Source organism: Micromonospora sp. MW-13, assembly GCF_003434305.1.
Classification (GTDB): Bacteria; Actinomycetota; Actinomycetes; order Mycobacteriales; family Micromonosporaceae; genus Micromonospora.
Map to the genome: position 1 here is coordinate 332,498 of NZ_QKKX01000009.1, position 24,990 is coordinate 357,487.

The following is a 24,990-nucleotide window of genomic DNA, read 5'->3' on the forward strand; positions in this document are numbered from 1 at the left end:
CCACTTGCTCGGCCCGCCCGGGGCGGGTGTCCCAGCGCCGGGGTGACGGCGGCCCTCACGCTACTGCAACCGACCCGGCGGGCGGCCCTGGCTGTAGCCGCGCGTTCTGGTTCTTCGCCGAGGACCGCGACGCCGACTGGCCGGCGGCGGAGTTCGACGCGACCGTGGAGGGCGTCGACGGCGGCCGGCGGGTACGGGTCACCGCCCGCACCATCCTGCGCACGGTCAACTGAATCCGACGGCCCCGTCCCGACGCCTCGGCGGCGCCACCCTCGGTCGACGTGGTGCATGCCGGCGGCGTGACAACGTCGTCGCCGACGCGGCCCGCTTCGCCCCCGCTGCTTGATCCACACCACGTGCGGGATGTTGCGGTAACCCGACGCCGGGACGCCGCAGCATCCCGCAAATCGTGTCGATCAGCTCACATGAGCATTTGAAGAATTCCGCAAGTGGTAAATTCGTCATGTTCTCATCGAGTTGGGGAGGGTCACGGGTGTCCGTGCCGCTGTACCAGGCCAAGGCCGAGCTGTTCCGCACCCTCGGGCACCCCGCGCGGATCCGGGTGCTCGAACTGCTCCAGGGCGGGCCGAAGCCGGTCCGTGAGCTGCTCGCGGCAATCGACGTCGAGGCGTCCAACCTCTCCCAGCAGCTCGCCGTGCTGCGCCGCGCCGGCATGGTCACCTCGTACCGGGACGGCCCCCTGGTCATGTACTCGCTCAGCACCCCCGACGTGGCCGACCTGCTGGCCGCCGGCCGGCGGATCCTCGGCGCGGTGCTCACCGACCGGGACGCCCTGCTCGACGAACTGCGCGCTGGCGGCACCGGTCCCGCTCCCGACGCCGCCACGAGCACCGGGTTGGATGGCTCGCGGGCCGGTCAGAGCCGGTGAGCGCCGCGACCGCCGTCGTCCGCGACCGGGTCCTCGGCCTGCTGCCCGGCCGCGCCGACTGGCAGGCGGTACGCCGCTCGCCCCGCCGGGACCTGCTCGCCGGGCTGACCGTCGCGATCGTGGCGCTGCCGCTGGCCCTCGCCTTCGGCGTCACTTCCGGCCTGGGCGCGCAGGCCGGGCTGGTCACCGCCGTGGTCGCCGGCGCGGTGGCGGCCGTCTTCGGCGGATCCAACCTCCAGGTCTCCGGCCCCACCGGGGCGATGACCGTGGTGCTGGTCCCGGTGGTGCAGCAGTTCGGCCCGACCGGGGTGCTGATGGTGGGCGCGATGGCCGGCCTGGTGCTGATCGCCTTGGCGCTGGCCCGCCTCGGCCGGTACGTCCGCTACCTGCCCACCCCCGTCATCGAGGGCTTCACCGCCGGCATCGCCGTGGTCATCGCACTGCAACAGGTGCCCGCCGCGCTCGGCGTGACCGACGCCCACGGCGACCGGGTGTGGGCGGTGGCCGCCGACGCGGTCGCCCGGTTCGTCGTACACCCCCGGCCGGCCGCCCTCGCGGTGGCCCTCGGCGTCGCAGCGCTGATGCTGCTCGGCGCCCGCTGGCGGCCCGGCCTGCCGTTCTCGCTGCTCGGCGTGGCCGCCGCGACGATCCTCGCCGAGACCGCCCCGGTGGACCTGGTCCGCATCGGCGCGCTGCCGCAGGGGCTGCCCGCGCCGTCGCTGGGCTTCCTCGACCTCGGCGCGGTCGGCGTGCTGCTGCCGTCCGCGCTCGCGGTGGCCGCCCTCGCGGCACTGGAGAGCCTGCTGTCGGCCACCGTCGCCGACGGGATGACCGTGGGCGAGCGGCACGACCCGGACAAGGAGCTGTTCGGTCAGGGCCTGGCCAACCTCGCCTCGCCGCTGTTCGGCGGCATCCCGGCCACCGCCGCCATCGCCCGTACGGCCGTGAACGTGCGCGCCGGGGCGTCGTCGATGCTGGCCGCGCTGACCCACGCCGCCGCGCTCGCGGCGATCGTGCTCGCCGCCGCGCCGCTGGTCGGCCGGATCCCGCTCGCCGCGCTCGCCGGGGTGCTGCTCGCCACCACCGTACGGATGGTGGAGGCCGGCTCCCTCTGGGCCCTCGCGCGCGCCACCCGGGGCGACGCGCTGGTGCTCGTGCTCACCTTCGCCGTCACGGTGATCTGGGACCTGGTGACCGCCGTGGCCGTCGGCATCGCCGTGGCGATCGTGATCGCGCTGCGCGCGGTGGCCCGCAGCGCCAAGCTGGAGCAGGTGCCCCTCGACCGGGGTGAGCACAGCGCCGAGGAGCACGCCCTGCTCGACGCGCACATCGTGGCGTACCGGCTGGACGGGCCGCTCTTCTTCGCCGCCGCGCACAACTTCCTGCTCCAGCTCTCCGACGTCGCCGATGTCCGGGTGGTCATCCTGCGGATGTCCCGGGTGTCCACCATGGACGCCACCGGCGCGCAGGTGCTCGGCGACGCGATCCGGCGGCTGCGGGGGCGGGGGATCGTGGTGCTGCTCTCCGGCGTGACGCCGGGGCACGACCAGGTGCTCAGCGTGCTGGGCGTGGCCGAGGAGTTGCGCCGCGACGGCCTGGTCTTCCCGGACACGCCGGCGGCCATCGCCCACGCCCGCGATCTGGCCCTGGCCGACGCCCACTGACCCTCTGGACCGGCCCGCGCTTCAAGATCCTGGTAGGGATCTGCCCCTCCAGGGGCGGATCCCTACCAGGATTCACGCCTGATGGGCCAAGGCGGCGTCAGGCCGTGTCAGGATCTGCGGTGGCACCGACCTACCCATCGAAACGAGCCGAGACGTACATGAGCCGGAGTGACGACCGCAACCTGGAGACCGTGGCGGAGCTTGCCGACCAGCTACGGAGGTTCGCCCAGGACCGGGAGTGGCAGCAGTTCCATACGCCGAAGAACCTGGCGATGGCGTTGGCCGGCGAGGTCGGGGAACTGCTGGCGGAGTTGCAGTGGCTGACGCCGGAGGAGTCGATCCGGCTGATGTCCGATCCGGAGCTGGGTGGCCGGGTGCGCGCTGAGATCGGCGACGTCATGATCTACCTGCCCCGGCTGGCCGACGTGCTCGGGATCGACCTGGTCCGGGCGGCGGAAGACAAGCTGGCGGAGGTGGCCCGGCGGTATCCGGCGGACCGGGTGCGCGGTTCGGCCGCCAAGGCGGCGCGGCCGTAGCCGCGGATCGATCTTCTGGATAGGGTATTCGGGTAGAAAAGCGGTCTGACGGGCTTCTGATACGGACATGCCCCCCGCGCGAACGCTTCGTGCTGCCCGGAGGCGCTTCCCTGATGTCGGCGTACCGTACGTCCGCTGCTGGCCTGTTGCGACTCGCCACCGACGGCACCCTGGTCGAGGTGCTGGCCGAGCGGGCCCGGCACAACGGCCACGGAGTGGCTCCCGCCGAGAAGCGGGCCTGGTCGCGCAGCCTGCCGGTGCTCGCACAGGATCTCGTCGACGCCGGCCTGTCCCAGGTCGAGGTGCTGGTCGAGTACCAGCTCCCGTTGACGAGCCGCCGCGTCGACGCGGTACTGGCGGGCCTCGACCCCCGGACCGGGGACGACTCGTACCTCGTGGTCGAACTCAAGCAGTGGAGCTACGCCACGGCCTACGAGGAATCCGACACCCTGGTGGCCGTCGAACAGGTCCGTGGGCCACGGCTGCACCCCGGTGTCCAAGTGGCTGACTACTGCCGTTATCTCAGCGACTTCCTGGGGATCCTCGGCCGGGAGCAGAAGCGGTTGAGCGGTGCCGCGTACCTGCACAACGCCGTGGACCGGGATGTCGTCGACCTGCTCGACCGGCCGGCCACCGAGCAGAGCCGGATCTTCACCGGGCAACGCCGGGGCCAGTGGCTCGACCATCTTCGCAGCCGGTTCGCCGCCAGTTCGGGAGCGGACGCAGCCGACCGGTTCCTGACCAGCACTGTGCGTCCCAGCCGGCACCTGCTGGCGTACGCGGCGGCCGAGCTGAAGGAAAGCTCGCACTTCACCCTGCTCGACGAGCAGCACGTCGCGTACGAGCTGGTCATGCACGCGGTCGAACGGGCCCGGACGGCGAACCACAAGCGGGCCGTGGTGGTGGCCGGCGGGCCGGGCAGTGGCAAGAGTGTCATCGCCCTTTCGGTCCTCGGCGAGTTGGCGCGACAGAACCGGTCCGTGCTGCACGCCACCGGCTCCCGGTCCTTCACCCAGACCCTGCGCCGCTACGCCGGCCGGGGATCCACCCGCCTGCAGAGCCTGTTCAAGTACTTCAACAGCTTCATGGACGCCGGCACCAACGACATCGAGGTGCTGGTCTGCGACGAGGCGCACCGGGTGCGGGAGACCTCGGTGAACCGTTACACGACCAAGGCCCGCCGAGACATCGCCCGTCCGCAACTGGAGGAACTCCTCTCCGCCGCCCGGGTGCCGGTCTTCCTCCTCGACGAGCACCAGGTGGTCAAGCCCGGTGAACTGGGCAATGTCGAGGTCATCTCGGCGTTCGCCGAGAAGCTGGGCCTGGAGGTCGATGTCGTCTCGTTGCACGACCAGTTCCGCTGCGGCGGCAGCGAGGCGTACGAGCAGTGGGTCCTGGCCCTGCTCGGCCTCGACGGCGGCGAGCCGTCCGTCTGGGCGGGCGACGGCCGGTTCGACGTACGGATCGCCGAGTCGCCCCAGGAACTGGAGGACCACCTGGCCCGACGGCAGGGAAGCAGCGGGACGGCCAGGATGTCGGCCGGGTACTGCTGGCCGTGGAGCGACCCGAGGCCGGACGGCACGCTCGTGCCGGACGTGACGGTCGGCGACTGGGCCCGACCGTGGAACGTCAAGAGCGACCGTAGCGTCGGCGACGCACCCGGAAGCGCCTACTGGGCCACCGATCCGAACGGATTCGGGCAGGTCGGCTGCGTCTACACCGCGCAGGGCTTCGAGTACGACTGGTCCGGGGTGATCATCGGCCCGGACCTGGTGGCCCGGGACGGGCGGCTGGTGACGCGCCGCGAGGAGTCGAAGGACCCGGCGTTCCGTAGCAAGAAATCGGTCAGCGACGAGGAGGCGGATCGCCTCATCCGCAACACGTACAAGGTGCTGCTCACCCGGGGGATGCGCGGCACGGTGCTGTACGCGACGGACGCGGAGACCCGCGAGTACCTGCACGGCCTGGTGCGGGTCGAGCACCCGCCGGAGGTCCGGTTCGAGAAGATGGCCGGGTAGCGGCAGCCAAAGCGTGTGGCTAGGGTGACGGTCGGTTGAGCGGAACGACGGGCTTCCTGTGAGGGACATGCCCCCACCGCACGAGATTCTCGTGTTTTGGGGGCCCGTCAGTGTCGGCGTACCAGACCACACCCACCCGCATCTTGGAGCTGGCCGAGGCGGGGCGACTGGTCGATGAGGTCTCCGCGCACCTGGTAGCCACCGGGTACTCGGTTGGGGAGCCCGAGCGGGAGTCGTGGCGCAGGAGCCTGCCGGCGCTCGCCCGGCACCTCTGCGAACTGGGGTTCGGTGACCTCGACGCGCTGGTGGAGTACCAGCTTCCCCGCAGCAGCCAACGGATCGACGTCATCCTGGCCGGTGCCGAACCGCTGCACTCGCGCCCGGCGTACCTGGTCGTCGAGCTGAAGCAGTGGAGTGCGGCGGAGCGGTACGACGAGGCCGGTTGCCTCCTGCGGGCACCGTGGACGCCGAGGCCGCTGCTGCACCCGTCGGTGCAGGTCGAGGCGTACTGCTCCTATCTGGTGGACCACCTTGAGCGGCTGCGTGAATGGCCGGAAACGGTGCATGGCATGGCGTACCTGCACAACGCGACTGTCGAAAGCGTCCCCGATCGGCCGTCGCCCCGGAGCTACCGCAACATGCTCTACACGCCGGACCGAGCCGACCGCTTCCCCGGTTACCTGGCGGCAAGGTTCTCCAAGGTCCGGGACGGGCGTGCCGCGCACCGGTTGTTGACCAGTCCGGTGCGGCAGAGCGCGCGGCTGCTGGCGATCGCGGCCGACGAGGTGGGCAGCCGGGGGCATTTCGTCCTGCTCGACGAGCAGCGTGAGGCATACGAGCTGGTCATGCGGGCGGTTCGGTGGGCCGACGCGGGCCGACGCAAACGAGTCGTGGTGGTGTCCGGTGGGCCAGGCACCGGCAAGAGTGCCATCGCGCTCGACCTCTTCGTCGACCTGCTGCGGGAGGGGCGACAGGTCAATCACGCCACCGGCTCGAAGGCGTTCACCCGGACCCTGCAGCTCTACGCCCGCGAGCAGCCGCTGCACCCGTCGCAACGATCCGATCGGCTGTTCAAGTACTTCATGAACTTCACCTCCAGCCGGAAGGACGGGCTCGACGTGCTGATCTGCGACGAGTCGCACCGAATCCGGGAGCGCAGCGCACGTGGGTCGTGGCGGGCCGACCGACCGCAGGTGCAGGAGCTGATCGACGCGGCGAAGGTGCCGGTCTTCCTCCTCGACGACCACCAGGTCGTGCGGCCGGACGAGGTGGGCAGCATCGCCGCCATCAGGGAGGCGGCACAGCGTCTGGACCTGGAGGTGGACGAGGTCGCCCTGGGCGCGCAGTTCCGGTGTGGCGGCAGCCCTCGGTACGAGCGGTGGGTGCGCTGTCTGCTGGGGCTGGAGAACGCGGACCCGTACCGGTGGACCGGGGACGAGAACTTCCGGCTGGCGCTGGCCGACTCGCCCGAGGAGATGGAAACGGTCCTTCGGCACCGCAACGACCAGGGCGAGACGGCCAGGATCTCGGCGGGCTTCTGCTGGCCGTGGACGACGAAGTCTCGCGGCGGACGGCTGGCGCCGGACGTCCGCATCCACGGGTGGGCGCGCCCGTGGAACGCCTACGAGGAGTCCCCGCCGCCCGGTATCCCGTCGAGTTCCTACTGGGCGACGGATCCCGGCGGCTTCCACCAGATCGGCTGCATCTACACCGCTCAGGGCTTCGAGTACCACTGGTCGGGAGTGATTTTGGGACCCGACCTGGTGGTACGGGGCGGCCGTTTCGTTACCCGGCCCGGCGAGCTGCGTGATCCCAAGCTGGTTTCCCAGGACGGAAGAGTCAAGACGAAGAATCCGGACAGGTTGATCCGCAACGCGTACAAGGTGCTGCTCACCCGGGGATTGTTCGGCACCCTTCTCTACTCGGTCGATCCGGAGACGCAGGACTTCCTGTCGGGGCTGATTCCTCGCCCCCGTCGTCGTGGCCCGGCGGTTGCGCCGGGCGTGCGGCGGGTCGGCGAACGGGTGGAAGGAAACACCACTCAGCAGGGACTGTCAGATTCCCGACGGAAGAGCTGACAGGGTGGCGTAGGGAATCCGAATTCCCAGGTGAGGCACCGAATCGGGGCGGTCAATGTCGATTTTCATCGTCTGGTTCGCTTGTCCTGACCTCCGGGCTATGGGCAGGAATGGGAGCGGGCGGTACCGTCCACCGGGCTGTAGGACGGTCTGTTATCCGGGAGTGGCACTGATGATCGTGCAAGAATGCTCGGTGCGGCATGCGTGAGGACTCACCACGCTGGGAGCAGATCAATCCGAGTTCGTACCAGCACGAGCAGGAGGGCCTGCGCGAGCTGGCCGCCTACCTGCCGGATGCCGAACCTTTCCACGTCTGGGCCAACGTGGAGTTCGTCGGCACCGATGGCTCGATCAACGAGGTCGACGCTCTGGTGCTCACCCGTAGCGGCCTCTACGTGCTGGAACTCAAGCACTGGCAGGGCCCGGTGTCCGGGGACGGCCAGCAGTGGCGGCGGCACAAGCCCAACGGCCGCACCCAGGTGGTCGACAGCCCGCTGATCCTGGTCAACCGCAAGGCGAAGCGGCTGCGCAGCGTCATCCAGCAGTACGCGCCGCATGGCGCGAAGGTCCCGTATGTCCAGGCGGCGGTCTTTCTGCACGCCAAGAACATGCGCGGGGACCTGGACGACATCGGACGCCAGCACGTCTACGGCCTGGACGGCAGCAGCACCTCCCGCCTGCCGAGCCTGAAGGAGCTGCTGCTCGTCCAGCCGGTCGACGCCCGCAACCGCGTCGACGCGGTCCGGGGCCGGCAGATCGTCGAGCTGGTGAAGGGCGCGCGGATCCGCCCCTCGGTCGCCGACCGCCGGGTCAACCAGCTCGTGCTGCACCAGCGGCCGTTCGCCGAGGGCATCGGCTGGCAGGATTTCCTCGCCGACCACACCGTCGGCACCGAGTTGTTGCGCCGGGTGCGGTTCTACCTGACCAGCCGGTCGGCCGAGGAGGACGTACCGAAGATCAAGCTCGCGGCGGAGCGCGAGTTCCGGCTGCTGCAGGGCATCCACCACCCCGGCATCGCCCGCGCCCTGGACCTGGTCGAGCACCCGTGGGGGCCGGCGGTCGTCTTCGACCACCGCGCCGAGTGGGTACGCCTGGACCAGTGGCTGGCCGAGCGGGACGGCCGGCTGCAACTGGCCCAACGCCTCCAGCTCGTGCAGGACCTCGCCGAGATCGTCGACCATGCGCACTCGCGGCGGCTGTCGCACCGGTCGTTGAACCCGCGGGCCGTCTTCGTCTGCGACCCGGACGGCCCCCGCCCGACCCTCGTGGTGACCGACTGGCAGACCGGCGGTCGGCTGCCCGGCACCCGGGTCACCACGCTCGGCTCTTTGACCGATCCGGCCAGCATCGAGCTGTTCTTCGACGACGTGGTCCGGCGCTACCAGGCCCCCGAGGCGGCCATCCTGGAGGAGTTGTCGGGCCACCAGCTCGACATCTTCTCCCTCGGCGCGCTGGCGTACCGGATCTTCGCCGGGGTCGAGCCGGCGACCTCCGCCGAGGCGTTGCTCGCAGCGGTCGCCGACGGCGGCCTGCACCTCGACGCGGTCGCCGACGGCATGCCGGACGCGTTGGTCTCGGCGGTCTACGACGCGACCCGGGGCGACCCGGGGCAGCGGATGAAGCGGGTGGGGGAGTTCCTCACCTGGATGGACATGGTCTGGGAGGAGCTGACCGCCCCGGAGCCCGTGCCGGTGGTGGATCCGTTGCAGGCCCACCGGGGCGACGTGCTCGACGGCGGCCTGAGCGTGCTGGGCAACCTCGGCAGCGGCGCCACCGCCATCGCGCTCTCCGTCGCCCAGGAGACCCCGGAGGGCCGACGGGAGCTGGTGCTCAAGGTCGCCCGCGACGAGCAGTATGCCGACCGGTTCGCCGCCGAGGCCCGCACCATCGACAAGCTCCGCGACTCCCGGGTGGCGGCGTTGGTGCAGGGCCCGATCAAGGTCGGCAACCGCACCGCCCTGCTGCTGGAGAACGCCGGGGAGCGGACCCTCGCCGAGGACCTGCGCGGCGGCCGGCTGGCGCTGGGCCTGCTGGAGCGCTACGGCAGGGACCTGCTGGAAATCGTGTCGTTCCTGGACGGGCAGGGGGTGTGGCACCGGGACATCAAGCCCGCCAACCTGGCGGCCCGACCCCGGCCGAAGGACCGGCAGCCGCACCTGTGCATCTTCGACTTCTCCCTCGCGGGAGTGCCGGCCGACCAGCTCAGCGCCGGCACCACCGCCTACCTCGACCCGTTTCTCGGGCCGCCGCGCCGGCTGCGCTTCGACGCCGCCGCCGAGCGGTTCGCCGCCGCCGTCACCCTGTACGAGATGGCCACGGGCACGCTGCCCCGCTGGGGCGACGGCGCGAACCCGGCCACCGTCGCCGACGAGGTGACCCTCGACCCTTCGGCCTTCGATCCCTCGGTCGCCGACCGGTTCGTCGCCTTCTTCGCCAAGGCCCTCGCCCGGGACACTGCCGACCGGTTCGACACCCTCGACGAGATGACCGACGCCTGGCGGGCGGTGTTCCGGGAGATTCCCGAGCCGGCGGCGGAGGCCACCGACGACACGGGGGCGGTCGCCCCGCTGGGCCGCACCTCGCCCCTGGAGGCCACCGAGCTGACCGCGCGGGCCCGCTCGGCGCTGGAGCGGCTGGGCTTCACCACGGTCGGCGAGCTGCTGGACGCCGAGCCGTCCGCGCTGACCCGGGCCCGGGGCGTCCCCGACGCCACCCGCAAGGAGATCCTGGCCCGCACCCGGGAGCTGCGCGATCTCCTCGACGCCGAGCGGGAGCCGCCCGCGCCCGCCCACCCGCACGCGCAGGGCGTCGAGGCGCTCTGCGCCACCCTGCTGCCGGAGGTCGTCGGCCGCACGGCCTGGCACCGCGCGGCCGTGCAGGTGCTGCTCGGTCAGGCCCCCGACGCCGAGGGCAGGTACCTGCGCTGGCCGTCCCAGTCGGACGCGGCCCGGGTGGCCGGCAAGCAGCAACCGCAGATCTCCACCCTGATCAAGCGGGTCGTCGGCCGGGACTGGCAGCCGAACGCCGCCCTCGGCCTGGTCCGCGACGAGATCGTCGCCCTGCTCGACGGCCGGGGCGGGGTGGGCTCCGCCGAGGAGATCGCCGAGGCGCTGATCGTCGCCCGAGGCTCTTACACGGCCGAGCCGAGGCGTACCGCCCAGGCCGTCGGCCTGGTCCGGGCGGCCGTGGAGACCGAGCTGGCCCGGGGCGGCGATGCCCGGCTGGCCATGCATCGGCTGCGCGGCGGCGACACCGTGCTCATCGGCCGGGAGCCCGACGACCCGGGCATCGAGCGCACGGCCGACGACCTGCTCGGGTACGTGACCCGGCTCGGCCGGCGCGCCACCGCGCTGGCCGGCGCGGACCCGCTGCCCACCCGGGTCCGGGCCGTGGAGGAGCTGCGGGCGCTGGAGGCGCCGCCGGCCGGCACGCCGCCGCTGAGCGACGCCCGGCTGTTGCAGCTCGCCGCCGCCGGCAGCGGCGGCGAGGTGGCCGTCAACGCGCAGGGCCAGCTCTACCCGGCGGGGATGCCCGCCGAGCGCGCGCTGCGCCTCGCCGCGGGCGCGCTGGTCGGCCAGAGCCTCGACCCCGAGACGGTACGCGCCAGAGTGCGCACCCGGTTCGCCCGCGCCCAGGAGCTGCCGCCCCGGCCGCAGCTCGACGGGCTGCTGCGGGAGCTGATCCCGCTGGTGTGGGACTCGAAGGATGCCAAGTACGTCCCGCCGGACCGCACCTCCTCGGTCACCGGCACCCGGTCGCTCACCACAGTCGGCCCGCTCCTGGAGCCGGACGCCGCCGCGCACGCCAGCAGGCGACTGGACGGCGTCATCGACCGGCGCGGCTTCCTGGTGGCGCTCACCTCGATCCGGCGGACCGTCCACGCCCGCCGGGCCCTGCTGGGGCGGTACGACCTCACCGAGGTCGACGTCACGGCGATCATGCTGGAGCGGCTGCGGTCGCTCAGCTTCCCCTGGGAGGTGATCGTCGCCGCCGACACCGGCTTGCCGACCGACGCCGACTTCCGGTCCCTGGTGGAGCTGTTCCAGCACGAGGTCCTGCCCGCCGTCGAGCGGAGGCTCGCCGAGACCGATCGGCCGGTGCTGATCACCGAGGCCGCGCCGTTGGCCCGCTACGACCAGCTCCGGCTGATCCAGGAGCTGGCCGACCCCACCCGGCCCCGCCCCGCCGCCCGGCTCCTGCTGCTTCCGGTCCGCCGCACCGAGCCGGTGCTGCTCGACGGCCGGCAGCTCCCGCTCACCTCGCCGGCCAACCAGTCCCTGTGGCTGCCCGAGGAGTGGAGCAACACCCCCACCACCCCGCAGATGAGGAACGCCCCCCGATGATCCCCCTGAAGGCCCTGCAGGCCCAGGTCACCGCCCTCACCGACGACCTGCGCGGTGTGGTCGCCCGGGACTCCGAGCTGGAGTCGTCGCTGCGCAAGGAGCACGACCAGGCGAAAGACGCGCGGCGCACGGCGGGGACGTTCGAGACCTGGCTGGAGGACGTCCTCGACCAGGCGGCGGTGGCCTGGGTGCTCGGCTGCGTCTTCGTGCGCTTCTGCGAGGACAACGAGCTGGTCGAGCCGCTCTGGATCGGCGGCCCGGAGCCGGCTGCGCCGGTCGAGCGGGCGGTGCAGCACCGCCAGCAGTACCTGATCGACAACCCCCGACACAACGACCGGCACTGGCTGCGCGAGGCGTTCGAGTACCTGCGCGGGCTGCGCGCCACCGGCAAGATTTTCGACGAGCACAACCCGGTGTGGCGGTTCGACATCTCCGGTGAGGCGGCCGAGCGGCTGTCGGAGTTCTTCCGGCGCGGGCCGGGCCTGGCGTCGCTGAGGGTGGAGAACCTCGACACCCGCTTCCTCGGCGACCTGTACCAGGACCTGTCGATACACGCGAAGAAGACGTATGCGCTGCTGCAGACGCCGGACTTCGTGGAGGAGTTCATCCTCGACCGGACGTTCGAGCCGGCGGTGAAGGAGTTCGGGCTTTCGGAGACCTTGGTCATCGACCCGACGTGCGGTTCGGGGCACTTCCTGCTCGGGGCGTTCGACCGGCTGGTGAAGCTGTGGCGCAAGCGGGAGCCGACGACCGACGTGCGGGTGCTGGTCGAGCGGGCGCTCGGGCAGGTGACCGGGGTGGACATCAACCCGTTCGCGGTGGCGATCGCCCGGTTCCGGCTGCTGGTCGCCGCGATGAGGGAGTGCGGGCTGACGTCGCTGGAGCGGACGCCGGCTTGGCCGGTGCGGGTTGCGACGGGCGATTCGCTGCTGCACTGGGGGCGGAAGTCGCGGCACCAGGGGGATCTGATCGCGGAGCTGGAGGGCCGAAACGCCTTCGCGTACGCGACCGAGGACGCCGACGTGCTGGGCGACTACCTGCGCGAGGGGCAGTACACGGTGGTTGTGGGCAACCCGCCGTACATCACGGTGGCAGACTCGGCCCGCAACCAGCTCTACCGCAGCATCTACCCCGATGTTTGTCACCGCCAGTACGCGCTGACGGTGCCGTTCGCCAAGCGCTTCTTCGACCTGGCCAAGCGCGGTGACGAGCACGGCGAGGGGGCGGGCCACGCCGGCCAGATCACCGGTAACGGCTTCATGAAGCGCGAGTTCGGCAAGAGGTTGATCGAAAAATACCTGGCCCATCACGTTGAATTGACTGAGGTGATCGATGCTTCAGGGGCGTATATTCCTGGTCACGGAACTCCGACCGTGATCCTGATTGGGCGGGCAAATTCGCGTCGGCGAGCATCTGCCGTTCGAGCTGTACTTGGCGTCCGGGGCGAGCCGAGTCAGCCGAACGAACCGTCGAAGGGCCTTGTCTGGCGGGCTGTAGTGGATCAGATCGGCCAGCCGGGAAGTGTGTCCGAATGGGTCTCGATTGCTGATTTGCCACGTGCTAATCTTTCGCTTCATCCATGGAGTCTCTCCGCAGGCGTTGCTTCTCCAGTCATGTCGAAGCTCCAATCCGGCGCGGATGTCTTGAGCGGCGTTGTGGACAACATCGGCTACGTCGGACAAACAAACGCAGATTCGTCAATGCTGGCAACCAGGGAGCAGCTTGCCCGGGTTGGGGTTGAGTCTGACGCTCATCTCCAGTTCGTTACTGGCGAAGCGGTTCGCGACTTTGTTGTTCATGGGGGTGATCATTCCCTCTTTCTCCATCGCGGTTCGGAACATCTCGATATTGCTGATTATCCAGGTGTCCTGCGTCGGCTATGGCCGCTTCGAGAGTCACTGTGGGCTCGACGGACGTTTGCCAAGTTATCCTACAAAGAAGAAGGTCGCCCGTGGTGGGGCTGGCACCAAGTTGCATCGCAGCGACTCGGTGTGTCCCTATGCATTTGCTTCGCCTTTGTGGCTACCCACAACCACTTTGTTCTGAGTAGGGGCGCGAAGCTTTTCAATCGCCATGCTCCGATGATAAAGCTGAGGCGGGAGGCGACGGAGGACGATCACCTGCGGCTGCTCGGGGTGCTGAACAGCTCGACCGCCTGCTTCTGGCTCAAGCAGGTCAGCCATAACAAGGGCAACGGCGGTATTGGTGGCGGCATCGGCGACGAGGACTGGGAGCCGAGATACGAGTTCACCGGGACGAAGCTCCAGGAGTTTCCGCTGCCGAAGACGTACCCGTTGGGGCGGGCGCGGGTGCTCGACTCGCTGGCGCAGCGGCTTTCCAGCCTGACCCCGGCGGCGGTCGCGGAGTCCGGGGTACCGACCCGGGAGAGGCTGCGTGCGGCGAACCGCGACTATGACTTGACCCGATCGCAGATGATCGCGCTCCAGGAGGAGTTGGACTGGGAGGTTTACCGGCTCTACGGGCTGCTTCGCGAGGAGCTGACCTGCCCGGAGCCGCCGGAACTCAAGCTGGGCGAGCGTGCGTTCGAAATCGTGCTGGCGCGGAAGATGGCGGCCGGCGAGGTGGAGACGCAGTGGTTCGCGCGGCACGGGTCGACGCCGGTTACGGAGCTGCCGACGCACTGGCCGGATGACTACCGGGCGCTGGTGCAGCGGCGGATCGAGGTCATCGAGTCGGATCGCAACATCGGGCTGATCGAGCGGCCGGAGTGCAAGCGGCGCTGGGCCACCGACGGTTGGGACGCCATGCAGACGAAGGCGCTGCGGGACTGGCTGCTCGACCGCCTGGAGGCCCCGAAGCTGTGGGGCGACCGTCCTACGCCTCAGTCCGTGGCGCAGCTCGCCGACAAGGTGCGCCACGACGACGACTTCCGGTCGGTGTTGGAGCTTTGGGTCAGCCGTGACGATTACGACCTCACGAAGACGCTCGCCAAGCTGGTCGCCGACGAGCACGTGCCGTACCTCGCCACCTACCGCTACAAGCCGTCGGGGCTGCGGAAGCGGGCGCAGTGGGAGCGGACCTGGGAGCAGCAGCGGTTGGAGGACGCGGGCGAGGGCGTGCAGATCGCGGTTCCGCCGAAGTACACCTCGGCCGATTTTGCGAAGCCGTCGTACTGGCGGGCGCGCGGCAAGCTCGACGTGCCGAAGGAGCGGTTCATCTCGTACCCGAAGGCGGGCCGGGATGGCGACGGCACGGAACTGCTCGGCTGGGCAGGGTGGGACCACCTCGCCCAGGCCCAGGCGCTGGCGACCGTCTACCTGGACCGGAAGCTTCAGGCGGCCTGGCCGGCGGAGCGGCTGCTGCCGCTGCTCGCCGGCATCGCCGAGCTGGAGCTCTGGCTGCACCAATGGCACGCCGATGAGCGGCCCGACTTCCCCGGCTCGCCGGCACAGTTCTTCACCGATCTCATCGACGCCGAGCTGTCCCAGCTCGGAGCCGACCGCGCCGAGCTAACCAACCTGCGGGGCTTATCCCAAGCTGCGACGTCTGCATGAGATTAGCCGGCGGAGTCCGCCTGGGCCGGTGGTCGCCGGCCCAGGCGTGGAGAGTTCGGTTTAGAAAGCGCGGTCACCCCGCCGGCCAGCCTGATTGAGGAGCCCAGTTGGTGCCCTCCGAACAAGCGCGAGTCAGACGGCCGCGCGGTCTTCGGGTGCGGAAGGCTGGCCGACGGGCGTGGCCTTCCTTCCGTTCCTTGCCCAACATCCACAGGTACTTGTCGATTTCCCGGATGGAGAACTCTTCCAAGCTATAGTGCGTGCGGAACCTGTTGATCGAGCGGTGCCAGATCGCATAGTCGGCTGCCCAGCGTTCGCCAGGTGCGAAGTTGTCGAACGTCGCACCCTGCTTGAGTAATTCGTTGAGGACCCCGGCTACCAGAGAATCGTAGATGGGGTATAGGTCGGGCCTGTGGAAGCTGCAGTACTTGGTCGCAAAAGAGTAGTTGCGTCGCTTGTTGCCACCAAAATCAACGATGGCGATCTTTTCGATGAGGTCAGGGTTTACGTCGGGCTCGGCCAGTGCAGCGTCGATGTCCAGGCTGACGATGTGCCGTGCGACCTTAAGCACGCCCAGTATACCGGTTGCGTAAAGGCTGTTCAGCGCTGCGACCTTGACCCCGGCCGCACCGACATCGGTGTTCTGTGGAATTGCCCCAAACGTAACCCTCAGCGCAGCATCGATTTTTTCGCTGTCGCCTTCGCGCCAACATGCGAGGTGTTTCCGCACCTGGTCGGGTGAGGGTGTCGGAACCGGATGCAGTGATGCAGGCATAGGTCTCTCTTCGGGGTGTCTGAAATGAATCGCGCCTTGCCGGCTCGTGCCGAGGAACGCGGAGCCCGCCGCAGGCCTCCTCGACGACCTCCCGCCGATCAGGCCGATCCAGAACCGCGCCAGGTGGGCGGGGCTCCGGGCATCGCAGGTCAACGTCAGCAGTCATGGATCCACGACTGAGGATAGAGGGACGGGGTCGGCAGGCAGTAACGGGTTTGAGCGGCACGCCAGGGTGGGAGTTTGTGTGAGCGTCAGCCGGAAATGTCGTTCCGGCGACGTACCAACTTCGCCATCGCAACCACCCTCGGCCGACCCTGAACCGAAAAGCCCAGCCCGTGCCGGAAAATCTCCGGAATCCAGTACTGGTCACCTTCCCGGAACACGACACCGTTCGTGTCCAGTAACCGTGCCTCCTCGCTGCTGAGCCCGACGGACTCCAACCGGAACGGCACTTTCTTCCGGTCGACGTCAAGGTCTCGGAGACGGTCGAGCAGTTCGCGCACCGGGGGGTTCTCTAGCCGGATTGCCTCGATCTTTTGTTCGCTGCATTTTGGCAGGGCGTTGCGCATTGCGGCTGGGGCCAACACCCTATCGGACCAGCGCTGGTCGGCGCCCAACGACTCGGCGGCGGCAGTGGCGAGAAACGCGACGATGTCCCGAGCCTGGATCTGGCCTCGGAAGTCGGACAGCGCGGCGAAGAACCACACCTCCGAGCGGGCCTCCTTGGACTTGGCGCTGCCCATCTTCTCGCCCCAGACGGTCGACATCAGCTCGGAGAGTCGGGCCTCGGTGGCGGTGCGGATGTCCTCGCTGGAGACGTTCGGCAGGCTTCGACCTCGTTGGCAGACCCACGCGGCCAGCCGCAGCGCCTCCTCGGTGTTCCAGCGCAGGGAGTATTTCTCGTATCGCTTCTCGAACTGGCCGGGGTTCTGCCGGATTGCGGCCAGGGCCAGGTCCCGGCGGACGAACGCCACCAAGCCGAGCGGCCGGCCGCGCAACGTGCGCAGCCACTCCGGGCAACCGACCAGTAGTGCCTGGAGAGCGTCCTGCTGCTGGGCCCGCTCGGCGAACTTGGGGAACATATCCTCTAGTCCATCGAGTACGAACACTGCCGACCGGTCCCGGGCGAAGCTGGTGAGAGCCTCCTCGGCCATGGCCGGAGTGGAATCCAACCCGATCGACCGGGCGAAGCAAGCCAGCCAGACCCGTCGCCAACCGACCTGGGTAAGTTTGTCGGTCAGCGCCTCCGCGATGAGGTCCCGAATCGCCTGCCGACTCGCCGGCTTCCGTCCGGTGAGACCGACCGACGCGGCCGACCGCAGCCGATCGATCAGATTCGCCGATTCGTCGGACAGGTTGGTGGAGGCCAGGACCGGCACGGTCGGGACGTCCAGCGAGGCGTTTGACACCCCGACGTCCCGGACGAAGGATGCCCAGTCGGACCGCCGGCACAATTGCATGAAGGTGAATGTCTTTCCGGCTCCCTTGCCGCCGATGACGACCTCCACCGGCAGTTCCGTGCGGTGGGCCTCGGCGAGGTTCCGGAGCGCGTCAGTGGTGAGGAAGTCCGACTCGGCGGTCTGCTCGGCGTAAATCATGGCATCGGCGACCCCGGCCAGGTGGTGTCGCCGCTCCTCGACCGTGGTCGGTTCGGCCTCGACCGAGGCGGGGGCTTTGGTCGTCGCGGGTAGTGCCTCGACCAGGGTAGCCACCACGTCGGTCAACCGCAGGCGGGCAATGAGTGCCACCACCTCGTCCCAGTTGGCCGGCAGATTCAGCAGGCCGGGCTCGAACCGGCTGGTCATAATCGGAATGGCCGCATCGGTTGCCGGCAGGTCGTTGTTGAGGTCGCCGATCCGGCCGGAGACCTCAAGTGCGCTGTCCCGCAGCTCGGCCACCACGTCGGACAGCCGGTTTCCGTGGTCCACCGCGTGGAACTGCGTTAGGAGCAGCGCGCAGTCCGGGTGGCTCGGTTGTCGGCCGGGCGCCCGGCGGGCCAGCTCATGCAGGATCTGGCGGGTGCCGCGAACCGACTGGTCGCTGATGCTGGTAACGAAGACCCGGAGCACTCGGGGATCGAGCAGCAGCGGAGCACTCAGCTCGCTTGATCCGGCTCGCAGGTCGACGAGCACGGTGTCCGCGCCGACCGCGTGCCCCAGCTCGGCCAGGGCTTCGGTCAACACGTACGGATCCCGGTCGGTGGTGAGCAGATCGACCGGCTCGATGCGGGGTGGGGCGACCCGTAGATGGTCCCGGCGGGCGGGCAGCACTACCACCCCGCCCAACTCCTGATTCGCCAGGAACTTTCGGCCCAGGCTAATGGCTTCGACGTACGTCTCATCGACGGCACCGTGCACCAGCGCGAGGAAGTCCTCGTAGGCAAAGTCGATACGCGTCGAGTCGGCCACCATCCAGGTGACTCCCGGCGCTTCGAGGTCCGCGTCGATCAGTAGTACCTTCCGCCCCAGCTCGACGAGGCGCCGTGCGGTGGCGACGCAGTGCAGAGTGCGCCCGACCCCGCCCTTGAACGAGTGGAAGGCGACGACGGAGACCTCGTGCGGCAGGGCCGACTGCGGCTCGGGCAGCACCGTCGCTAACTCGGCGACCACCCGGCGATCGTTCCAGCGTGGCCGGCGTTCGGCGGGGGGGACGTCGCCGGTGGCCTCGATCTCGATGGCGAGTGGCCGCTGCGGGCCGTCCGGACCGGCGTCATCGAGCAGGAGTACGGCGTTTTCGGGCTCGACAGTCAGCGGCCCGAGAGCATTCCGTAGCCATGCCCAGACCTCATTCGCCGGCACCGTCGGATCTACGACGAAGCGGGCGCTGTCCCAGTACGCGTCGACCTCGCGCAGCCAGTGGGGCCAGCCGCCATGCCGGGCGAGATCGGCAAAGTATTGGTTGACATCCAACCAGGTGAAGAGGTGATCGGGGTGGCCGGGTTGGTCGGCATTCGGCTGGTCGTCGTTCACCGCCCGATCCTTTCTTCGCAGAGTCTTCCGAGCGTGGTCAAGACTGCCACAGCCCGCACCTCGTCCTCGGGATCAAGCTCTGCGCCGTACCTCCATGCCTCGTGAAGCTCCCTCACCTCCACGGGCGGATGGCTGAATCCACCTCGCGGGGGACGTCGGCAGGCCATCAGGTCGCGGTAGGCGGAGGCGCTGAGGTTCAGGCTCCTGGCCAGTTGCCGAAGGTCATGCGTGATGAGCTCCTGCCGCTGAGCGGTGGATCGTGCGTTTCGATCCTTGAGCGCCCACGTCTTCAATCCGCACTCGACCGAGTAGAAGCGCAGCAGGTGCCCGACGGGTGCGGGGCTCGTCTCGGCGGCCTTTCGAAGCCGAATGTAGCTGTTGGTCAGCTCGCGGAGGGAGACAGTCAGCGGCACCGACGAATCGTAGCCGTCACCACTGGTGGGTCAAGATGAACACACCGTCATATTTCATCAGCGGCTATGCCCAGTGTTGGCATCTCAGCCACGTGCAGCAGCCGCCTCATCCCCTGCTGATCATCGCCCATTAAGGGTATGCTCGGTGCTGATGGCCGGGACGGGTCGAATCCCCTGCGCCGGGATGGAACCTCGCCGGCCTGCGGGGCGCTCTCCTCGTCGCCGGCGCCGCCGCAGCCGAAGGACCTCGCCCGCGTTATCGAGCGTTGTCACCACGCACGACGCGGGTACTACCAGCCGCCCCTGGCCCCGGATGAAGGACTGCAATTCGACCACCGGCAACCGTGCACGAGGTCGCTGGTCAGTGTCGTGTCGTCTCAGCCGAACGAGATGCCCCCATGGACGTCGCGGGCTTGCACCACGGGCCCGCTGACGTCACCGGAGATCGAGTTGGCGACGCCGCCCGGACCTGCTGCGACGGCCGCGTCGGTCCGCTTCCATCGGGCCTGGAACTCCGCGCCGAACGCCGGGTCGCGTTGCGCCTCGCGATCCAGCAATTCCGCAAGAGGGCGCGCAGCGTCCGGTGACGGCTGGTGGAGCAGCCCCTCAATGACCTCGCGCGCCTCAGGCTCGCGCCGGAATCGGTCCCTCAGGAAGTCGATCAGCGCCGTTACCGCCAGTCGGCCGCCCTGGGCGAGTTCGTTGGTCGTCCACGCGACGAGCGTTGTCGCGGCGGTAACCATTATCGGATCCACTGTCGGTTCCACCTCCGAGCAGCCGACTTCGAACGTCACGAGGTCAATCGGAGGCGGCAGGGACTGTTGGTTGTCCTCGATGCTAGTGGAGGGTCCCAGATCGCCGGTATCGGCTTGTTCGGCCGCTACGCTGCGTACTACCCTCGTCGCAAGAGACGCCGGCTGGTTGTCTACTCGGAGGAGGTCGCGGTGAAGCTGACCAAGCTCTACAAGGACCCGGGGTCGGGTGGCAACGGCTGCCCGACGGTCTACCTCGCCGAGAGCGGAGAGCTGGTCGTCCAAGGGCACCTGGTCGACGGAGACACCCTCGGCGAGCTGGAGAACGTTCTTCCTGGTGAGGGTGCGGTTCGGATCTCTGCCGAGGTGGTGCTCGGCGCGATTGAGCGCTACCGCGAGTCCGGGCAGCGGTGATCGAGGGTTGACCCGATCGTTCACGTCGCTGAATGACGACGAGTTCAACCAACTGTTCCGCGACTTCCGTTACACGGCCTACCGGTTGGAGACGCTTCAGCGGTACGACGTGTCGTACGAGCAGGATGAGTTCGCCCGGTTCCTGGCGGGCCAGTCCCGCGGGGAGTTCCCCGGGATCGCCGCCTGGTGCGACACGGTGCGGGCAGCGGTGACGGCCGGCAAGCGGATGCACCGCGTCCATGTCGTGACCGAGCCGCTGTCGGACTACGTCCGCTTCGAGTGCGGCTGGGCCTACGAACACACGGTCGAGGCGGGTGAGGATGTCCGCCTCATCGTGGCCTCCGGTAACGACTGGCCGGCAGCATTGCCGCACTACGACTACTGGTTGTTCGACTCCCATCAGCTCGTGGCGATGTACTACGACGAGGAGGGGCGGTTCGTCTCCGGCGCGCTGATCAGCGAGCCGGAGAAGATCGTGCAGGCCAACCTGTGGCGTGATGCCGCCGTCTCGGCGTCGATCCCCTACCGAACGTATGCAGCCCAACTCCAGCCCAGTTCCCCATAGATCCCCTACTCGCCTTCGGGGAGGAGGCAGCGTGCGCCCGGCGCATAATGAGTCGTCAGGCGACGCTGAGGCTGTCGTACAGGCTGGGACGGTGTACGGCGGGGTCAACCTGTTCGGGCTCGCTGGGCCGCCTCCTCCACCGCCGCCCCGCCAACTACCCCTCGACGCGACCCGCTTCGTCAACCGCAAGCAGACCCTCACCCGACTCGACGCGGCACTGCCCGCCGGCAACGCCACGGCTGCGGGCGGCCCGTCGATGACCGTCGCTGCCATCGCGGGCGCCCCGGGTGTGGGCAAGACGGCGCTGGCTGTGCACTGGGCTCACCGAGCCCGGCACTGGTTCTCCGACGGCGATCTCTACGTCGACATGCGAGGCTACGGGCCAGGCCCCGCCTTGGACGTCGGACAGGCACTGGACACCTTCCTTCGCGCCCTTCACGTGCCGGCCGAACAGATCCCGACAGACACCGAGGGACGCGCCGCCCTCTACCGGTCCGCCCTGACCGGCAAGCGGATATTGATCGTGGTGGACAATGTGTCCACGGTCGGCCAGGTTCGGCCACTGCTGCCCGCCACACCGACCTGCATGGCGATCATCACCAGCCGCAGCCGGCTCTCCGGGCTTGTCGCGCGGGAAGGAGCGTCACGGATGACCCTGGATGTCCTGTCCCCGGACGAAGCGATCGCACTGCTGGGCGACAGCGTCGGCGGAGACCGCGTCAGCGCCGAACCGCAGGCCGCCGCCGAACTCGCCCGCCGCTGCGCCTACCTTCCGCTTGCCCTGCGGATCATTGGGGAACGCATCGCCAACACTCCCTACGTCACCCTCGCGGAGTTCGTGGCTGATCTTGCGCTCGTCGACCATCAGCTTGACGCCCTGACGGTCGATGATGACGAACTGTCCGACGTACGGGCCGTGTTTTCCTGGTCTTATCAGGCGCTACCCGAGGATGCGGCGCGGTTCTTCCGGCTCCTCGGGTTGCACGCCGGCTCCGACATCTCCGTCTCCGCAGCGGCAGCCATCGCCGGCGTGAGCCTCCCCCGAGCCCGCAGTCTTCTCGACCAGCTCACTGCGGCGCATCTCGTGCAGAGCCCTGCCCGCGACCGGTACCTGTTCCACGACCTTCTGCGTGCCTACGCCCTTGAACGTGCACAGGCCGAGGAGACGCCCGAGCAGCAACGCCGAGCGCGACGCCGCGTCTACACCTGGTACCTGTGGATGGCGGAGGAAGGCCGTAAGGTCATTCTTCCCTCCTCCCATGCCGTCGCTCTCGTCCCAGCCGAACCCGACGTGCCGATCACTCCCGTCAGGACCGTGGCCGAGGCGATGGCGTGGTTTGAGCGGGAGCGGCTGAACATCCTTGACGCCATTCGGCAGGCAGACGAGCTGGGTGACCACGACATCGCCTGGCAACTGCCCGTGGTCAGCGACGGATTCTTCGAACTCAAGTCGTACTGGGCCGACTGGCGCGACGTCCACCTCACCGGCCTTCGTGCCGCCCGGTCCGCCGGGTCACGCCTCGGCGAGGCCGCCAACCTGCGTTGCCTCGGCGACGCCTACTGGCGGATGGAGCAGCGCGAGACCGCCCTTGACTGCTACCGCCAAGGTGCCGACGCAAGCCGTGACGTCGAGGACCACTGGGTAGAAGGTTTCTGCCTGCGGGGCCTGGGCCTCATCCACGAGGAACTCGGCCAGATAGACGAGGCCCTCAACCTGTACGGCCAGGCGCGGGAGGTCTTCCGTCACCACGGCATCACCCGAGGCGAGGGCATGTCGATGCTCAGCCTCGGCAACTGCCACCGCGCACGCGGACACTTCGACACCGCCGTCGCCCATTACCAGGCAGCGGTCGCCATCCTCGACGGCATCAACGACCAGTGGAGCGTCGCCTGGGCCTCTTACCCCCTGGGCCTGGCCTACCAGCAGAGCGGCCGACTGGACGAGGCCCTCGAACAACATCAGCGGGCTCTGGAACTCTTCCGCAGATTCGACGACCGACGCTGCGAAGGACTCACCCTCGCCGCGCTCGGCGATACCTTTCACGCCACCGACCGACACGACGACGCGCAGCGCTGCTGGCAGGAGGCACTTCAGATCCTCGATCCGCTCGGAGACCCCCATGCCGCCGCCGTCCGCCGCCTTATAGAGGTGGTTCCGCCGGCGCCGAGTCAATGAGCTGGTCGGTCGGCTGCCACAGCGCCCCCGCCGGGTTCGTCGGGAGCGCTGTGCGATGTCGGCGTACGTCAGCGGCGAGCGGACCGGATGAAGGCCGTCCAGGCGGTGGGGGTGAAGGCGAGGGTCGGGCCGTGCGGATCCTTGCTGTCGCGGACGGCGACGATGTCGGGCAGGTTGTCAGCGACCTCGACGCAGTCGCCGCCGTTGCTGCCGCTGCGGGTGCTCTTGCGCCACCGCGCGCCGGTCAGGTCAGCCATGGTGGACCTCTCCGATGATCTTGTCGATAAAGTGCCTTGATTGTCCTTCATCAAGGGCGAGCTGATCCAGGCTTCCCCAGGCATTCTCGTAGGCGGCGAACTCGTCCGGCCGGTCGAGGTAGAGGGCTCCGGTCCACGACTCGCTGTAGATCACCGGCGGTTCCGGTGTCGCCCGGTTGCCGAGCGGGAACTCCAACATGACGAAGGTGCCCGCCTCGACGCCACGGTGAAGGCCGATCGACAGCGGGAGGACGCGGATGCTCACCGAGTCCCGCTCACCGACTTCGAGCAGATGACGCAGTTGCTCGGCCATCGTGGGCCGGTCTCCGACTATCCGCAGAAGCGCGCCCTCCGAGATGACGACCTTCATCTCGGGTGCTGCGGGCAGCCGGCGGGTCAACAGGGACTGTCGCTGTAGTCGTACCTCAACCAGCCGTTCGCGTTCCTCCTCGGTCACCTCCGCGCGATGCTGGTAGACGGCGTGCGCGTAGCTACGGGTTTGCAGTAGGCCGGGAATCAACGCCTCGTCGTATCGCCGGATCCGGCAGGCGGCGGATTCGAGGCCCACGTACAGCTCGAACCAGTCGGGGATGGCGTCGCCGTAGGCGTGCCACCAGCCCTTCGCCTTGGTCTCGCCGGCCAACGCCGTGAGGGCGCGCGTCAGCTCGGCCTTCGCCGCGTACAGCTCGCACATGGCGCGGACGTCGAGGCCGCGCACCGAGCCGAGCCCGCTCTCGATCCGCCACACCTTCTGCCGGCTGCACTCCAGCGCCTCGGCGGCGGCGTCCAGGGTTATCCCCGCCTCGGTGCGCAGGTCACGCAGCGCCTTGCCGAGCCGCCGTCGGGGCACTGTCGATCCCATGTCCTCGGCCATCCGGCCTCCCTCCGTTGAATTTTGCAACATCTCGACGCCCACTGGAGGTACGGGAATGTTGCGCACGAATAGCGGAACAGTATGGGCTGACATTGGTTGTGATAGTGCCCCTGACCTTACAAGATGGCCCTGACAAAGGCGACGACCGTGGAATTCCCACCGTCTATTGAATGCCGCTCCCTATTGGTCATCGAGGAGGTGCTGGCGTGCGCGCGTTCCCCCGTCATCCGCGTCCGGTCGGGTCGCCGAGGTCATCGGCGTACCGGGTTGCCGACCACGTACCGCTGAAGCCCTGGCAGGTGCGCGAGCGCCGGTTCACCCGGCGCGGCCGGCGCGGGGTGGACGCGGTCGAGGTAGCCGCATTCCTCGACCGGGTCGCCGACGACCTGGCCGAGGTCTACGCGGCGCTCGACAGCAGCCGCCGGGAGATCGAGCGGATCAGAGAAGTCCTGCGGGCCTGGCAGTTGCAGCGCGCCGGCGCGGACCGGGCGGCCCGGTGGTGAGCCCGCGCTGGGTGGTGCACCTGCCGTTCACCGCCTCCGACCTGCCCACCGCCCGTCGGTTCGCGGCGGCGCTGGCCCGCTCGGTGACGTTCCTGCCCGAGGTGGACGCCGGCGAGACCACCGTGTCGGCCGAGGAGGAGCAGGGCGTACGCCAGCGGGTTTTCTGCGACCTGCCGCTGCCCGGTGGCCGGCGCTGCGTGCGCCGCACCGACCACGACGGGCCGTGCTCCGCCCGGCCGCCCCGATGAT

19 protein-coding genes are annotated in these 24,990 nt (G+C 69.1%); 13 read left to right on the top strand and 6 right to left on the bottom strand.

The window, feature by feature from the left end:
* Positions 1-26 precede the first annotated feature (26 nt).
* The 8 genes from C5N14_RS05645 (at position 27) to pglX (ending at position 15,043) form a co-directional block, all read left to right on the top strand.
* Positions 27-233: a hypothetical protein gene (locus C5N14_RS05645; protein ID WP_117666148.1), complete on the top strand. Its 207-nt coding sequence runs from the start codon at positions 27-29 to the stop codon at positions 231-233.
* A 260-nt stretch (positions 234-493) separates the two neighbouring features.
* On the top strand, positions 494-889 hold the full coding sequence (locus tag C5N14_RS05650) for a helix-turn-helix transcriptional regulator (protein WP_243639207.1): 396 nt from the start codon (positions 494-496) through the stop codon (positions 887-889).
* Positions 886-2,553: a SulP family inorganic anion transporter gene (locus tag C5N14_RS05655; protein ID WP_117666152.1), complete on the top strand. Its 1,668-nt coding sequence runs from the start codon at positions 886-888 to the stop codon at positions 2,551-2,553. Before C5N14_RS05650 ends, C5N14_RS05655 begins: the two co-directional genes overlap by 4 nt.
* Before the next feature lie 158 nt (positions 2,554-2,711).
* Positions 2,712-3,089: a nucleotide pyrophosphohydrolase gene (locus C5N14_RS05660; protein ID WP_117666154.1), complete on the top strand. Its 378-nt coding sequence runs from the start codon at positions 2,712-2,714 to the stop codon at positions 3,087-3,089.
* 113 nt (positions 3,090-3,202) lie between these two features.
* On the top strand, positions 3,203-5,107 hold the full coding sequence (locus tag C5N14_RS05665) for a DUF2075 domain-containing protein (RefSeq protein ID WP_117666156.1): 1,905 nt from the start codon (positions 3,203-3,205) through the stop codon (positions 5,105-5,107).
* Between the two features lie 110 nt (positions 5,108-5,217).
* Entirely contained in the window at positions 5,218-7,185 is a 1,968-nt protein-coding gene (locus C5N14_RS05670) for a DUF2075 domain-containing protein (protein ID WP_117666158.1), read from the top strand.
* A 200-nt stretch (positions 7,186-7,385) separates the two neighbouring features.
* Positions 7,386-11,528 carry a BREX system serine/threonine kinase PglW gene (pglW, locus tag C5N14_RS05675; RefSeq protein ID WP_117666160.1) on the top strand — a complete coding sequence of 1,381 codons (4,143 nt, stop codon included), beginning with the start codon at positions 7,386-7,388 and terminating at the stop codon, positions 11,526-11,528.
* The gene (pglX, locus tag C5N14_RS05680; protein WP_117666162.1) at positions 11,525-15,043 is read left to right on the top strand and encodes a BREX-2 system adenine-specific DNA-methyltransferase PglX; all 3,519 of its coding nucleotides are present in this window, start codon (positions 11,525-11,527) and stop codon (positions 15,041-15,043) included. Before pglW ends, pglX begins: the two co-directional genes overlap by 4 nt.
* A 73-nt stretch (positions 15,044-15,116) precedes the next feature.
* Here pglX and C5N14_RS05685 read toward each other — a convergent pair whose 3' ends face one another.
* The 4 genes from C5N14_RS05685 to C5N14_RS05700 all read right to left on the bottom strand — a co-directional run bounded on the left by C5N14_RS05685 (position 15,117) and on the right by C5N14_RS05700 (position 19,994).
* Entirely contained in the window at positions 15,117-15,818 is a 702-nt protein-coding gene (locus C5N14_RS05685; RefSeq protein WP_128763519.1) for a hypothetical protein, read from the bottom strand.
* Positions 15,819-16,069: 251 nt separating this feature from the next.
* Positions 16,070-18,787: a ParA family protein gene (locus C5N14_RS05690; protein ID WP_117666166.1), complete on the bottom strand. Its 2,718-nt coding sequence runs from the start codon at positions 18,785-18,787 to the stop codon at positions 16,070-16,072.
* A complete protein-coding gene (locus C5N14_RS05695) occupies positions 18,784-19,200 on the bottom strand; it encodes a hypothetical protein (RefSeq protein ID WP_117666169.1) in 417 nt (138 codons plus the stop codon). Before C5N14_RS05695 ends, C5N14_RS05690 begins: the two co-directional genes overlap by 4 nt.
* 377 nt (positions 19,201-19,577) lie before the next feature.
* Positions 19,578-19,994, bottom strand: coding sequence for a hypothetical protein (locus C5N14_RS05700; RefSeq protein ID WP_117666170.1), 417 nt, complete (start codon positions 19,992-19,994; stop codon positions 19,578-19,580).
* A gap of 150 nt (positions 19,995-20,144) precedes the next feature.
* On the opposite strand from C5N14_RS05700, the gene C5N14_RS05705 reads away from it, so the two are divergent.
* From C5N14_RS05705 to C5N14_RS05715, 3 genes are all read left to right on the top strand, one after another.
* Positions 20,145-20,366, top strand: coding sequence for a hypothetical protein (locus C5N14_RS05705; protein ID WP_117666929.1), 222 nt, complete (start codon positions 20,145-20,147; stop codon positions 20,364-20,366).
* A gap of 7 nt (positions 20,367-20,373) precedes the next feature.
* The gene (locus C5N14_RS05710) at positions 20,374-20,931 is read left to right on the top strand and encodes a DUF6879 family protein (protein WP_117666172.1); all 558 of its coding nucleotides are present in this window, start codon (positions 20,374-20,376) and stop codon (positions 20,929-20,931) included.
* A gap of 91 nt (positions 20,932-21,022) precedes the next feature.
* On the top strand, positions 21,023-23,107 hold the full coding sequence (locus tag C5N14_RS05715; protein WP_243639210.1) for a tetratricopeptide repeat protein: 2,085 nt from the start codon (positions 21,023-21,025) through the stop codon (positions 23,105-23,107).
* Between the two features lie 68 nt (positions 23,108-23,175).
* Here the strand turns inward: C5N14_RS05715 and C5N14_RS05720 are convergent, their stop codons facing one another.
* Positions 23,176-23,364, bottom strand: a complete 189-nt coding sequence (locus C5N14_RS05720) for a DUF397 domain-containing protein (RefSeq protein ID WP_117666176.1) — start codon at positions 23,362-23,364, stop codon at positions 23,176-23,178.
* The gene (locus tag C5N14_RS05725; protein WP_117666178.1) at positions 23,357-24,238 is read right to left on the bottom strand and encodes a helix-turn-helix transcriptional regulator; all 882 of its coding nucleotides are present in this window, start codon (positions 24,236-24,238) and stop codon (positions 23,357-23,359) included. Before C5N14_RS05725 ends, C5N14_RS05720 begins: the two co-directional genes overlap by 8 nt.
* A 206-nt stretch (positions 24,239-24,444) precedes the next feature.
* On the opposite strand from C5N14_RS05725, the gene C5N14_RS05730 reads away from it, so the two are divergent.
* Entirely contained in the window at positions 24,445-24,741 is a 297-nt protein-coding gene (locus tag C5N14_RS05730) for a DivIVA domain-containing protein (RefSeq protein WP_243639212.1), read from the top strand.
* Positions 24,738-24,989, top strand: a complete 252-nt coding sequence (locus C5N14_RS05735) for a hypothetical protein (RefSeq protein ID WP_117666931.1) — start codon at positions 24,738-24,740, stop codon at positions 24,987-24,989. Before C5N14_RS05730 ends, C5N14_RS05735 begins: the two co-directional genes overlap by 4 nt.
* Position 24,990: the final 1 nt, after the last annotated feature.